We start from the raw sequence: 13,749 nt of genomic DNA on the forward strand, positions 1-13,749 counted from the left end.
GACGACGTGCCGGAGGATGTGGGGGGCCAGCCGTTCCCGGATGGCCAGGAACCCGAGGACGACCACGGAACCGCGGACGAGGAGTTCGCGGCCGTGGTCCTCGACGAGGACTTCGTCCGGGCGGCGGGGATCCACGAGCCGAGTGCGGCCGAGCGGATGCTCGCCGCGGCCCAGTCGCACGCCGAGTCCGAAGTGCCTCGCCCGTACGACGACGGCTACGTCTACGGCCCGCCCCGCGAAGACGACCTCCACTACGACCCGGACGCGGACGACACCACCCACGGCTACGGCTTCGGCTACGGCCGTCGTCACCGCCGCGGGTACGACCCCGGAACCCACGGCGACGATGACGATGACGGCCACGGGTACGGAGACGGGGACGGTCCGTACGACGCGGCGGCCGGACCGCGGCCGTACCGGGGGCACGTGCGCTGGCAGCGGCCGGTCGCCTGGGTGCTGGCCGTGGTGATGGGTGTGGGCATGGTCGCCCTCGCCTTCGCGGCGGTCTACCGGGGCGCCGCGGGCGAGCGCGACGAGCCGGCCCCGCCGCCGCCGAGCCGCGGCGTCGGGCTCCCCGTCGAGGACCGCGTCGAGCACCGTGTCGGCGAGGCCGGGCCGGGTTCCTGAACGGGCCCTCCAGGGCGGCGATCACTCGAACGGGTGAACAGCGGGCGACTTCTTCCCGGCCCGTGATGCCGGCCGAAGTCGCCCACCGGCGCGCGTTTACCGAGCCCCGCCGCGACCTACCCTTTTCATATGGCAGGTCGTGGCAAGCCTCCGGAGGGACCGGTCGAGGGCGTCCCCGGCGGCGGAGACGACGAATACCGCTCCGTCGTCTTCGACGAGTCGTTCGTCGATGCCGCGCGGCTGCAGGAGTACTCCGCCCAGGAGCGGATGGACGACGAGGACCACGCCGCCGTCCGCAGCCGACCCCCGAGCGAGGAGCCGCCCGCCCGCAGCGCATCGCGGCAGGGCCTGGTACTCGTCCTGCTCATCGTGCTCGCCTTCGGCACCGCCGTGTACATGGGCGTGCGCAATCCGCTGCCGGACCCCGCCCCGCCGCCCGCCCAGCCGGCCCGGATGGCGACCGTGCCGCTCGCGCCGCGCGACGCGGTGCCCGGCTCCACGCCGGAGGACCTGTTCGCCCACTCGCCCGCCGCCACGTACCGCACCGGAGCGGACGGCGTGACCCTGCCCTCGACGTACCGCACGGACCACTTCAGCGAGAACCAGGTGCTGGCCGCGCTCACCGGGGCCAAGGACTACGTCGTCGCCAGCTCCCTGGACCCGGCGGTGCTCACCGGCGGGGAGGTGCGGTCCGTGCGGCTGATGCTGGACCCCGGCCAGGCTGCCCAGTTCGAGCGGAGCGTCGACCGGCCGCGCAGCGACGGCCGGCACGCCCTCACCGGCTGGATGGTGCGGTTCGACCCCGGGCGGGTGGCCCTCGCCGCTCCGGAGGTGCGGGTGAACGGCACGCTGTCGGTCGAGGAGATCCACCGCAACGCGCTCGAGGTCACCGCCGACCACGTCTTCGTGTACGCCCTGCACCCGCAGGGAAGCGCCGGCGCCTCCGGCGCCTCGCTGTTCACCGTCCGCCGCGAGGTCCGGTTCCACTTCCACCGCGAAGACCTCACCGAGCACCAGCTCCAGGTGCGGAGCGTGTCGGTACGGGCCGGGCCGATGGCCTGTTCCGCCGGCCACGCCGACACCCTCGTCCCGCTGCTGGCGGGGGAGCGGGCCGGCGACGACCTCCCGGCCGGCACCGACCCGTACGCGAGGGACGACTCCCGCGGTGCCGTCTGCGGAGTGCTGGCGCGCAGCGCCATGCCCGACCCGGCCCGCACCGGCTGACGCCCTCCCCGGCCCGCCGCGGCAGGCCGGGGCCGGGGCCGGGGGAGGACGTCGGCTACGAGGTGCTGCCGGTCTCGTCCTGGCCGCCCTGGCCGCCCGCGGAGCCGTTCTGCCGACGGCCGGTGAAGCTGTCCCGCAGCTTCCCGCCCAGGTCACCGGCGCCCCCGGCGATGTCGCGGACCAGCCCCATCAGCGGGTCCTTGCTGTTCCGCACGGTCTCGGAGTAGTGGTTCGCGGACTGCCGGAAGGAGTCGGCGACCGAGGTGTCGCCGTCGTCCTCCCGCCGGTCGTAGTGCCCGTCCATGATCCGCTGGTACTCGCGGGTCGCGGCCCATTTGCGCAGCTCGGCGGCGCGCACGGTGGTGAACGGGTGGCTGCGCGGCAGCACGTTCATGATTTTCAGAACGGAGTCCCGCAGGTCGCCGCCCGCCTCGTACTCGTCGGCCTGCTTCAGGAACGCGTCGACGTTCATCTCGTGCAGGTGGTTGCCGCCGGCCAGCTTCATCAGGCCGCGCATCGACGCCTGAAGGTCCTGGCCCACCAGCAGACCGGCCCGGTCCGCGGACAGTTCGGACTTGCGGAACCACTCGCGCAGCGCGGTCACGATCGCCATGATCGCCACGTTCCCCAGCGGGATCCAGGCGACCTTCAGCGCCAGGTTGGTGAGGAACAGCAGGATGGTGCGGTACACGGAGTGACCGGACAGCGCGTGACCGACCTCGTGCCCGACGACCGCCCGCATCTCCTCCTCGTCGAGCAGTTCGACCAGCCCGGTCGTCACCACGATGATCGGTTCGTCCATGCCGATGCACATGGCGTTCGGCTTCGGGTCCTGGTTGACGTACATCGGAGGGACCTTCTCCAGGTCCAGGATGTAGCAGGCGTCCCGCAGCATGTGATGGAGGTACGCGAACTGCTCGTCCCCCACCCGCACCGAGTCGGAGAGGAACAGCAGCCGCAGGCTCCGCTCGGGCAGCAGACCGCTGAGCGCCTTGAAGACGGTGTCGAAGCCGCTGAGCTTGCGCAGCGCCACCAGGGCGGAGCGGTCAGCGGGGTGTTCGTAGGCCCGGGACGAGATCCCGGGGAAACGCCGCCGCTCCCGTCCGGGCAGGTGCCGGGCGCTGTCGTTGCCTTCTGTCATGGTGCTCCCCCTCGTCGGCTGGAACACCCAGCGTAGTCCGAACGGCCCGCGAGCGGCCGGGACTGTTCCCGGGTTGCGACGAACGCGCCCCCGCCGGGGCCGGCCTCGCCCCCGCAGTGGCCACCGGGAGGTCCGGGGGACCGGTCGGCGTGAGCCCGCGGGGGGCGGACGCATACGATGTGGCGCGGAAGACCGCACGCCCCTGCACACTCTCACCGGGACGGTTCGAAGCAGCCATGACTCTGATCAGCTCCGCGCACAGCACCCTCGTCGTCCTCGCCTCCGGCGGTGGAACCGGCGCCGAGCACGGTGGCGAGCACTCCAGCCTCAGCCCGTACGTCACCGGCGGCGGCGCGCTGCTCGCCCTGCTGCTCCTCCTCTGGATCACCACCCGCTTCAACCGCGACCGCTGACCCGTCCCCGACCGGGTCGCCGGGCCTCCCGCCCGGCGCTCGTCCGGACGGGGCCGCGGCCGGCCACCGCGGCGGCGCCGCACCCCGCCAGGCGGAGGATGGGCCGCGAGGAGAAGAGAGGCTAGGGTCGGCTCGCATGGGAGAGCACATAGTGCCCGGCACCGGCGCACGACGGCTGGGGGTGATGGGCGGGACCTTCGACCCGATCCACCACGGCCACCTGGTCGCCGCCAGCGAGGTGGCAGCGCGGTTCGAGCTGGACGAAGTGGTGTTCGTGCCCACCGGACAGCCGTGGCAGAAGAGCCACCAGCAGGTGTCCCCGGCCGAGGACCGGTACCTGATGACGGTCATCGCCACCGCGTCCAACCCGCAGTTCTCCGTCAGCCGGATCGACATCGACCGGCCCGGCCGCACGTACACCATCGACACCCTGCGCGAGCTGCGGGCCCGGCGCCCCCAGGCAGAGCTGTTCTTCATCACCGGCGCCGACGCGCTCGGCCAGATCCTCACCTGGCGGGACGCCGAGGAGCTGTTCTCCCTCGCCCACTTCATCGGCGTCACCCGGCCCGGTCACGCCCTGGCCGACCCCGGGCTGCCGGACGGCGGCGTTTCGCTGATCGAGGTGCCCGCGCTGGCCATCTCCTCGACCGACTGCCGCGCCCGCGTCGAGGCCGGCGACCCCGTCTGGTACCTGGTGCCCGACGGCGTCGTGCGCTACATCAACAAGCGGCAGTTGTACCGAGACGGGGGAGAGGAGGCGGCCGGGACGTGAGCCAACCCCACGACAGCGACGACCACGGGTGGAACCCGTACGACGGGCAGCAGCCGCAGATCCTCGGATACGACGAGTACGGCCGCCCCGTCTACGCCCAGGACCCCGCCGGACAGGGCGGTGGCAGGCAGCAGACCGGCACCCAGGAGTACGGCTACGGGCAGCCCTACGACGCGGGCGGCTACGGGGGCGCCGGGACGTACGGCACCGGCGGGTACGACACCGGGGCGTACGACACCGGGACCTTCGACGCCTACGACCCGTACGGCACGCAGACGGGGTCGATGCCTCCGGTGACTGATCCGTACGGCACGCAGACGGGGTCGATGCCTCCGGTGACTGATCCGTACGGGACACAGACGGGGTCGATGCCTCCGGTGACTGATCCGTACGGGACACAGACGGGGTCGATGCCTCCGGTGACGGATCCGTACGGCACGCAGACCGGTTCGATGCCTCCGGTGACCGATCCGTACGCCGGCCGGCCGTACGGCGCCCCGGCGGCCCCGCAGAGCTACGACCCGTACGGCCCCGCCGCCGACACCGGCACGGGGACCGTGCCCGCACAGTCCCCGCCGCCCGCGGCGGAACGTACGGGCGCCGCACGCCGTGACACCGGCCCTGACGCCGACGCGTACGACACCGACCAGTTCTCGTTCGTCGAGGAGGAAGCGGAGGAGTCCGAGGACGTCATCGACTGGCTCAAGTTCAGCGAGAGCCGCACCGAGCGCAGGGAAGAGGCCAAACGGCGCGGTCGCAATCGGAAGCGCGCGCTGGTGATCCTTCTGGTGCTGGCCCTGCTCGGCGGCGTCGGCTACCTCTGGTGGGCGGGCAAGCTGCCGGGACTCGACGGCGGCCCCGGAGCGGGCGGCCCGGCCGCCGGACAGCAGCGCGACGTGCTGGTGGTGCACCTGCGGGACCCGGACAGCGAGGCCAACGCCACGGCGCTGCTGGTCGACAACGCCACCACCGAGAAGGGCACCACCCTGCTCCTCCCGAACTACCTCGCCGTCACCACGTCCGACGGTTCGACCACCACCCTCGGCAAGTCGGTCGAGTCCGAGGGCGCCACCCCGACCCGGGACGCCCTCAGCCAGCTCCTCGGTGCCGACATCAAGGGCACCTGGCGCCTGGACACCCCCTTCCTGGAGACCCTCGTGGACGCCGTCGGCGGCGTGACCCTGGACGTCGACGCCACCGTCCGGGGTGAGAAGAAGGGCGACGACCCGCTCGTCGAGAAGGGACGGGACCGCGAGCTGGACGGCCGCGCCGCCGTCGCCTACGCGACCCACCGTGAGGACGCCGAGCCCAGGACTGCCCAGCTGGAGCGCTTCGGCCAGGTGATGGAGGCCGTGCTGGACCAGATGTCCACGGACAAGGCATCCGCCACCAAGACCGTCGAGGCCCTCGGTCAGATCCTGGATCCGTCGCTCTCCCAGGCGTCCCTCGGCGCGTCGCTTGCCTCGCTGGCGGCGCGCGCCCAGGCCGACGCGTACGAGACCCGGGTGCTGCCCGCCGAGCCGGACGGCACGCTCAGCGCGGAGACCGGCGACGGCGTGGTCAAGGACGTGCTCGGCGGCACCGTGCAGAACTCCGACCCCGACGCCGCGCCGCGCGTCTCCCTGCGCAACGCCGCGGGCGACGAGGGCGCCGACGACGCCGCGCGTGTGACGCTCGTCAACGGCGGTTTCAGCGTCGTGGGCGCCTCGGAGGCCGACGGGACCGAGAAGACCTCGAAGGTGCTGTACGCGGACGCCGAGCAGAAGGAGCGGGCCCAGGCGGTCGCGAAGACCCTCGGCCTCCCCGACGACGCGGTAGGGAAGGGCGACGCGGCGGGCAACGCGGACGTGACCGTCGTGCTCGGCCAGGACTACGACGGCTGAGCCGCGGCACCCGCACGTGGCTCCGCACACCGCTCCGGCCCCGCACACCGCTCCGTCGCGCCCTGCCGTCGGCCCCACCCGGGCCTCGGCGGGGCCGTCGGAGAGGCGTGAGATCCTGAGGGACGGCACCATCCCGCCCACCCGCGACCGAAAGCACTGCCTGTGACCGCCACCGACCGTTCCGTCGAGCTGATCAACGCCGCCGCCCAGGCCGCCGCCGACAAGCTGGCTCACGACGTCGTCGCCTACGACGTGAGCGACGTCCTGACCCTCACCGACGCGTTCCTCCTCGCCTCGGCCCCCAACGACCGCCAGGTCAAGGCGGTCGTCGACGCCGTCGAGGAGCGCCTGCTGAAGGAGCACGGCGTCAAGCCGGCCCGCCGGGAGGGCGAGCGCGAGGGCCGCTGGGTGCTGCTGGACTACGTCGACATCGTCGTGCACGTGCAGCACAGCGAGGAGCGTGTCTACTACGCGCTGGAACGGCTCTGGAAGGACTGCCCGGAGCTGGATCTGCCGGAGGACGCCAAGGCGACCCGGGGCAAGGGCGAGCAGGCGGAGGCGGAGGAGGCCCCGTGACCGCCGCCACCCCGCCCCCGGCCGGGGGCCCGGTCCCCGACGGGCGTCTCGCCCCCACCGGGCGGCGCGTCGTCCTGTGGCGGCACGGCCAGACCGCATGGAACCTCGAGCGCCGCTTCCAGGGCTCCACCGACATCGCGCTCACGGAGGAGGGGGTGGCGCAGGCCCGCCGTTCCGCGCGGCTGCTCGCCGCCCTCCGGCCGCAGGCGATCATCGCCTCGGACCTCCAGCGCACCCGCGCCACCGCTGCCGAGCTGGCTCGCCTCTCCGGCCTGGAGGTCACCCACGACGCCGACCTGCGGGAGACCTACGCGGGCGTCTGGCAGGGCCTCACGCACGAGGAGATCGTCGAGCGTCACGGCGAGGAGTACGCCGCATGGAAGCGGGGGGAACCCGTCCGGCGCGGCGGCGGCGAGCTGGAGACCGAGGTCGCCGACCGGGCCGCACCCGTCGTCGAGCGGCACGCGGAGAAGCTGCCCGAGGGCGGCACTCTGGTCGTCGTCAGTCACGGCGGCACCATCCGTACCACCATCGGCCGGCTGCTCGGCCTGCACCCGAGCACCTGGGAGGCGCTCGGCGGCCTCTCCAACTGCTGCTGGTCGGTGCTGGGCGAGAGCCTGCGCGGCTGGCGTCTGCAGGAGCACAACGCCGGCACCCTGCCGGAACCGGTCCTCGGCGACGACGACTGAACCGGGGCGGCGCGGATTTCTCAATCCGGCAGGCCACCGGTTAAGCTTCTACTCGTTCACGGCGCGCGAGCGCCGGGAACGCGGGGCTATAGCTCAGTTGGTAGAGCGCTTGCATGGCATGCAAGAGGTCAGGAGTTCGATTCTCCTTAGCTCCACAGCTCGGTCCACCGCGATCCCGTCCTCACCAGGGCGGGATCGTTGCTTTGTCCCCTCTCCTGCGGGCGCCGGTAACGTGGCAGAATCGCCGCCAGGGTGAAGGAGGCACGGCGAGGGAGGCAGGACCGATGCCGACCGCGTCTCTCAGCTGCCCCGCCTGCGGATCATCGGACGTCGCCGTGGTGCTCGGCGACAATGGAGGGGTTTCCTACGTGTGCACGGCCTGCGGCCACACCTGGAGCTGACGGATGGGCGCGCACAGCAGGAAATGCGACTGGTGCGGCAGCGGCACGCCCGTCGTGCGCGACATGGAACCCGCGAACGAGCGCTACCAGTACTGGTGTGAGGACTGCGCGCGGGCGCTGATCATACGCGGCGACCCCATCGAGACCTACCGCGAGCTGGACGGCGAGCCCATCTACGGACGGCTGCTCGACGAGCACTGCACCCTCAAGCGCTTCTACTCCTTCGCCACGGCCTGAAGCTCGCTCCGCGCCCGCACCACCCGCGCGCCCGCGTACGGGCCGGCCCGCCCGGCTGCGCGCACGGCCACCGCCGCCGCGAGCGCGAGGAAGGCCGCACCCGCCAGCGGGTAGACGGCCGAGAGCAGCATCTCCCCGGCACCCTGCCGGAGTTCCAGCCGCTCGGCGCGGTCGGGGCTGTGCGGCACCCACCACAGGGCGTACGTGCAGAACGCCGCCGTGCAGGCCGCCGTACCCCACCACCACCGGTCGTCGTGGCGGTGCAGCGCCTCGGCGCCCAGCAGAACGGCGACCGGCACGCACCACACCCAGTGGTGCGACCAGGAGACCGGGCTGACCAGCAGCGCCGTGAGCGCGCAGGCCGTCCCCGCCCAGGCGCGCGACCGCGGCAGCCGGGAGCCGGCGAGCAGCGCCGCCACCGCCACGGTCAGCCCCGCCACCGCCACGGCCACCGACAGCGCGGTCGCCGCCGCGCCCGGATCGCCGGTGTGCAGGGCGCGGGCCAGCACGCCGTGCAGCGACTGGTTCGCGGTGTCCTCGGCGTTTCCCACGCGGTCCGCGCGGAAAAGGATCTCCGTCCAGAAGCGGTGCGAGTCGCCCGGCAGCACGGTGGCGGCCAGTCCGGCCGTCCCGAGGAAGGCGCCGGCGGCGACCGTCGCCTGCCGCAGGTGCGCGTTCCACGCCCCCGCGAGTGCCGTGCGGACGGCGGCCGGTCCTCCCACGCGGACGGGCCCGCTCAGCCCCGTCCCGTCCCGCCGGCGCCAGGCTTCCACCACGCCCGCCAGCGCCAGCAGCACGACGAACAGCGCCGGGGTGAGCTTCACCCCCGCCGCCACGCCGATGCCGATCCCCGCCCAGCGGTGCCCGGAGCGACGTGACAGGTCCCACAGCACGAGGGCGGTCAGCAGCAGGTTGACCTGCCCGTAGCGCAAGGTGGTCCACACCGGCTCGCACCACACGGCGAGGGCGGACACCGCCAGGGCCGCGGCCGCCGTCGGCGCGCTCCGCGGGCGGCCCGTCAGCCGCAGTGAGAGGTGGACCACCAGGACCAGCAGCAGCAGGTTCGCCGCCGTGGCGACCGTCCGCAGGGTGCCGGTCTCCAGGAGGGCCAGCGGCACGAACAGCAGGGCGGCGAACGGCGGGTAGGTCGCCGGCAGCTCGGCGTGAGTGGCGCTCAGCGCGTACAGGTCCTCGCCGCGCAGCACCGCCTCGCCCTGCGCGCGGTAGACCATCACGTCGATCAGCGAGACGTCCGCCGCCCGTTGCGCCGCCCAGAACAGGGTGAAGGACGCCAGGCACAGCAGGCCGCTCGCGAGGAGGGGGCGACGCAGCGGATACACGGCGGACGACGGTACCGCCCTGCAGAGCCTCCCCGGCGCCACGCCCGCGGGCCGAGAACCGATTTGGCGGAGCACCACGTCGGCCGTGTACAGTAGGCATCGCCGTCGCGGGGATACCGCAGGGGATCTGCTCACATCTCACGCGTCGGACCAGACTCGGGGCTATAGCTCAGTTGGTAGAGCGCTTGCATGGCATGCAAGAGGTCAGGAGTTCAATTCTCCTTAGCTCCACACACAGGCGACGGGCCGTCTCGCAGAGGCGGCCCTCTTCGCTGTTCGCCCTGCGTCGCCCGGCGCCTCCTGCACCTCGTCCGGATGCCCGAATCGCACCGGAAGCCCCTTGTGTCGTGCGGTATCCTGTGCGCATGCGTGCCGTACGCCTTCTGCTTAGCCGGCCGCGCTGATCAGTCCCGACCCCAGGGCCGTGGTGGAAACGGCAGGGTCGGAATCGGCGCGGCGTCCCCTCCTGTGCGAGGGGATTTTTCGTTTCCTGAGCAGAGACGACCGATGGAGCTTTGAGGACGATGAGCGAGACCACGACCGCAGCCGCACAGAACACGGCGCCCCATCGCTACACGGCGGCGCTGGCCGCCGACATCGAGGCACGCTGGCAGGACTTCTGGGACAAGCAGGGGACGTACGAGGCCCCCAACCCCGGTGGCGGCGCGCTGGGCGGCGACGAGGAGACCGTCGCCCGGCCCAAGAAGTTCATCATGGACATGTTTCCGTACCCGTCGGGTGCCGGCCTGCACGTCGGTCACCCGCTGGGCTACATCGCCACCGACGTCTTCGCCCGCTACCAGCGGATGACCGGCCACAACGTCCTGCACACGCTGGGCTTCGACGCGTTCGGCCTGCCCGCCGAGCAGTACGCCGTGCAGACCGGCACCCACCCGCGGGTCTCCACCGAAGCCAACATCGTCAACATGAAGGCCCAGCTGCGCCGCCTGGGCCTGGGCCACGACCAGCGCCGGTCGTTCGCCACCATCGAGCCGTCCTACTACAAGTGGACGCAGTGGATCTTCCTGCAGATCTTCAACTCCTGGTACGACACGGAGGCGCAGCGGGCCCGCCCGATCGCCGACCTGGTCGACGAGTTCACCTCGGGCCGGCGTCCCACGCCCGAAGGGCGCGCGCCCTGGGCCGAACTGGACGCCGCCGGGCGCGCCGATCTGCTGGGCGCGTACCGGCTGGCCTACGCCTCCGACGCCCCGGTCAACTGGTGCCCGGGCCTGGGCACCGTGCTGGCCAACGAGGAGGTCACCGCCGAGGGCCGTTCCGAGCGCGGCAACTTCCCCGTCTTCAAGGCGAAGCTGCGCCAGTGGAACATGCGCATCACCGCCTACGCGGAGCGGCTGCTGGACGACCTGGACGGCCTGGACTGGCCGGAGGCCATCAAGCTGCAGCAGCGCAACTGGATCGGCCGCAGCGAGGGCGCCCGCGTCGACTTCCCCGTCGACACCGCGCACGGCGAGGAACACGCGGCGATCACCGTCTTCACCACCCGTCAGGACACGCTGTTCGGTGCGACGTACATGGTGCTGGCGCCCGAGCACGACCTGGTGTCGGGCGAGGGCCACGCCGCCTCCGTCGTCCCCGATGCCTGGCCCGAGGGCACGCGTGCGGCGTGGACCGGCGGCCACGCCACCCCCGCCGAGGCCGTCGAGGCCTACCGCGCACAGGCCGCCGGCAAGTCCGACGTGGAGCGGCAGGCCGAGGCGAAGGACAAGACCGGCGTCTTCACCGGCGCGTTCGCGACGAACCCCGTCAGCGGCGAGCGCGTGCCGGTGTTCATCGCCGACTACGTGCTGATGGGCTACGGCACCGGCGCCATCATGGCCGTCCCCGCCCACGACAGCCGGGACTTCGCCTTCGCCCGGGCCTTCGAGCTGCCCATGCGCTGCGTCGTCGAGCCCACCGACGGGCGCGGTACCGACCCGGCGACCTGGGACGACGCGTTCGTCTCCTACGACGCCGCGCTGGTCAACTCCTCCGGCCCGCGGGTGGCCCTGGACGGTCTGGGCGTGACCGAGGCCAAGGCGAAGATCACCGGGTGGCTGGCCGAGCAGGGCATCGGCGAGGGCACCGTCAACTACCGCCTGCGCGACTGGCTGTTCAGCCGGCAGCGGTACTGGGGCGAGCCGTTCCCGATCGTCTACGACGAGGACGGCATCGCGCACGCGCTGCCCGAGTCGATGCTGCCGCTGGAGCTGCCGGAGGTCGAGGACTACGCGCCGCGCACCTTCGACGCGGACGACGCCGACACGGTGCCCGAGACCCCGCTGTCCCGGAACGAGGACTGGGTGCACGTCACCCTGGACCTGGGCGACGGCCGCGGCCCGCGCCGCTACCGGCGCGAGACCAACACCATGCCCAACTGGGCCGGTTCCTGCTGGTACGAGCTGCGCTACCTGGACCCGCACAACGACCAGAAGCTGGTCGACCCGGCCGTCGAGCGGTACTGGATGGGCCCGCGCGAGGGCATGCCCACCGGCGGCGTCGACCTGTACGTGGGCGGCGCCGAACACGCCGTGCTGCACCTGCTGTACGCCCGCTTCTGGTCCAAGGTGCTGTTCGACCTGGGCCACGTCTCGTCCGCCGAGCCGTTCCACAAGCTGTACAACCAGGGCATGATCCAGGCGTACGTCTACCGCGACGCGCGCGGCATCGCCGTTCCGGCCGCCGAGGTCGAGGAGCAGGAGGGGGCCTACTGGTACCAGGGCGAGAAGGTCTCCCGGCTGCTGGGCAAGATGGGCAAGTCGCTGAAGAACGCGGTGACCCCGGACGAGATCTGCGCCGAGTACGGAGCCGACACGCTGCGCCTGTACGAGATGGCGATGGGCCCGCTGGACGTCTCCCGGCCGTGGGACACCCGCGCCGTCGTCGGCCAGTACCGTCTGCTGCAGCGCCTGTGGCGGAACGTCGTGGACGAGACGACGGGCGAGGTCGTCGTCACCGACGACGCGCCCGACGAGGACACCCTGCGCGCCCTGCACAAGGCGATCGACGGAGTCCGCCAGGACCTGTCCGACCTGCGGTTCAACACCGCCATCGCCAAGGTCACCGAGCTGAACAACCACGTCACCAAGGTGGCGCGGGTGCCGCGGTCGGTCGCCGAGCACCTGGTGCTGCTGGTCGCCCCGCTGGCACCGCACGTCGCCGAGGAGCTGTGGCACCGGCTGGGCCACGAGGGCAGCGTCGTCCACGCGGACTTCCCCGTCGCCGACCCGGCGTACGTGGTCGACGAGACGGTGACCTGCGTCGTCCAGGTCAAGGGCAAGGTCAAGGCCCGCCTGGAGGTCTCGCCCTCCGTCACCGACGCCGACCTGGAGGCGGCGGCGCTGGCCGAACCGGCGATCGTGTCCGCGCTGGACGGCGCGGGCATCCGGAAGGTCATCGTCCGGGCCCCGAAGCTGGTGAACATCGTCCCGGCCTGACCCGGCGCGGCGCCTGCCGCCCGCCCCCGCCCCCACCGTCGTCCCGGACGGGGCGGGGGCGGTGCGGGGCGCGCTCACCGTCCCGTCCGCCGTCAGGAACCACCGACCGCACCCCGCCCGTTTACGCTGAAGGGGAGCCGCACACCGCCACACCCGGCCCCCATCAACCGTCGGCGCACCCCGAAGGAGCAAGGCGTGGAGTTCGTCATCTGGGCCCTGGTCGTCCTCTTCGTCCTCTTCACCGCCCTCGGCGTGATCGTCACCCTCAAGACCGCCCGCGCCGTCCGCCGCGGCGTGGAGCGGACGAGCGCCCAGGTCCGCCGTACCGTCGAGGACACCACCCTGAAGGCGCGCACCGCCCAGCCGGGCCCGGTCGGCGAGGCCGCCCGGCTCCGGCTGGAGCTGCGCACGTCGCTCGACAGCACCCGCGCCGCGCTGACCTCGGGAGCCTCCGACGACCCGGCGCTCCGGGAGGCCGCCGCGCTGCTCGACCAGCTCCAGGACCACGCCCAGCGGCTCGACGGCGAGCTGCGCCTCCTCATGGAGCGCGAACCCGACCGCGAGCGCATCGCCGCCCGGCTGCCGGACGCGCGGGAGCGCGCGGCGGCGCTGAAGAAGTCCGCCGACTCGCTCCGCTTCGCGGCCCAGGACCGTGCCCGCCAGTACGACGACGACGGCCTTGACGCGCTCCGCGATCAGATCGAGATCGAGTCCGGGGCCCTCCGCGGCTTCCGTGACGCACCCCTGCCCCTGGGCGGAGCCGTGGATGCCGGGCCGCAGCCCGCCGAAGTGCACGGTCCCCCCGCCGCCCAGGAGCCGGCGCGCCTGGAGAAGCCGCACTCCCAGCAGCCGAACCCCCCGCAGAAGCCGCACTGGCCGGAGCCGCAGCACGCCGAGAAGTCCGCGCCCGAGCAGCACTGGTCGGACGCACAGACGCTTCCCGGCGTCGACCGGGACGGCCCGCAGAACCCGCGGTGAGCGACGGCGTGAGCACGAGGGAGGGCGAACC

12 protein-coding genes and 2 tRNA genes are annotated in these 13,749 nt (G+C 72.7%); 12 read left to right on the plus strand and 2 right to left on the minus strand.

All coding sequences use genetic code 11. From position 1 onward, the window contains the following. Window positions 1–6 precede the first annotated feature (6 nt). Entirely contained in the window at window positions 7–627 is a 621-nt protein-coding gene (locus K304_RS28390) for an SCO2584 family spore wall biosynthesis protein (protein ID WP_051308251.1), read from the plus strand. A gap of 129 nt (window positions 628–756) precedes the next feature. Further along, window positions 757–1,851 carry an SCO2583 family membrane protein gene (locus tag K304_RS0110565; RefSeq protein ID WP_027763717.1) on the plus strand — a complete coding sequence of 365 codons (1,095 nt, stop codon included), beginning with the start codon at window positions 757–759 and terminating at the stop codon, window positions 1,849–1,851. Between the two features lie 55 nt (window positions 1,852–1,906). Here K304_RS0110565 and K304_RS28395 read toward each other — a convergent pair whose 3' ends face one another. After that, entirely contained in the window at window positions 1,907–2,992 is a 1,086-nt protein-coding gene (locus K304_RS28395) for a M48 family metallopeptidase (protein WP_037789967.1), read from the minus strand. A 236-nt stretch (window positions 2,993–3,228) separates the two neighbouring features. Here K304_RS28395 and K304_RS33610 point away from each other — a divergent pair, with 236 nt between their 5' ends. From K304_RS33610 to K304_RS0110605, 7 genes are all read left to right on the plus strand, one after another. Continuing rightward, window positions 3,229–3,405 carry a hypothetical protein gene (locus K304_RS33610; protein ID WP_037789969.1) on the plus strand — a complete coding sequence of 59 codons (177 nt, stop codon included), beginning with the start codon at window positions 3,229–3,231 and terminating at the stop codon, window positions 3,403–3,405. A gap of 136 nt (window positions 3,406–3,541) precedes the next feature. Further along, window positions 3,542–4,177 carry a nicotinate-nucleotide adenylyltransferase gene (nadD, locus tag K304_RS0110580; RefSeq protein ID WP_027763718.1) on the plus strand — a complete coding sequence of 212 codons (636 nt, stop codon included), beginning with the start codon at window positions 3,542–3,544 and terminating at the stop codon, window positions 4,175–4,177. Next, entirely contained in the window at window positions 4,174–6,060 is a 1,887-nt protein-coding gene (locus K304_RS0110585) for a LytR C-terminal domain-containing protein (RefSeq protein WP_027763719.1), read from the plus strand. The genes nadD and K304_RS0110585 overlap by 4 nt, the downstream gene beginning before the upstream one ends. 162 nt (window positions 6,061–6,222) lie before the next feature. Continuing rightward, entirely contained in the window at window positions 6,223–6,636 is a 414-nt protein-coding gene (gene rsfS, locus K304_RS0110590) for a ribosome silencing factor (protein WP_027763720.1), read from the plus strand. Between the two features lie 74 nt (window positions 6,637–6,710). After that, complete coding sequence (locus K304_RS0110595; RefSeq protein ID WP_051308295.1) at window positions 6,711–7,325, plus strand: histidine phosphatase family protein; 615 nt, start codon at window positions 6,711–6,713, stop codon at window positions 7,323–7,325. Between the two features lie 82 nt (window positions 7,326–7,407). Next, window positions 7,408–7,480, plus strand: a tRNA-Ala gene (locus tag K304_RS0110600). A 249-nt stretch (window positions 7,481–7,729) separates the two neighbouring features. Next, window positions 7,730–7,963, plus strand: a complete 234-nt coding sequence (locus K304_RS0110605; RefSeq protein ID WP_027763722.1) for a hypothetical protein — start codon at window positions 7,730–7,732, stop codon at window positions 7,961–7,963. Here K304_RS0110605 and K304_RS28405 read toward each other — a convergent pair. Further along, complete coding sequence (locus K304_RS28405) at window positions 7,942–9,303, minus strand: glycosyltransferase 87 family protein (protein WP_486591627.1); 1,362 nt, start codon at window positions 9,301–9,303, stop codon at window positions 7,942–7,944. The genes K304_RS0110605 and K304_RS28405 overlap by 22 nt on opposite strands. A gap of 158 nt (window positions 9,304–9,461) precedes the next feature. Here K304_RS28405 and K304_RS0110615 point away from each other — a divergent pair. From K304_RS0110615 to K304_RS28410, 3 genes are all read left to right on the plus strand, one after another. Beyond that, window positions 9,462–9,534, plus strand: a tRNA-Ala gene (locus K304_RS0110615). Window positions 9,535–9,827: 293 nt separating this feature from the next. Beyond that, the gene (locus tag K304_RS0110620) at window positions 9,828–12,740 is read left to right on the plus strand and encodes a leucine--tRNA ligase (protein ID WP_027763723.1); all 2,913 of its coding nucleotides are present in this window, start codon (window positions 9,828–9,830) and stop codon (window positions 12,738–12,740) included. 195 nt (window positions 12,741–12,935) lie between these two features. Further along, window positions 12,936–13,718, plus strand: coding sequence for a hypothetical protein (locus K304_RS28410; protein WP_486591628.1), 783 nt, complete (start codon window positions 12,936–12,938; stop codon window positions 13,716–13,718). The last annotated feature ends 31 nt before the right edge of the window (window positions 13,719–13,749 follow it).

It is taken from the genome of Streptomyces sp. CNS606, assembly GCF_000426325.1.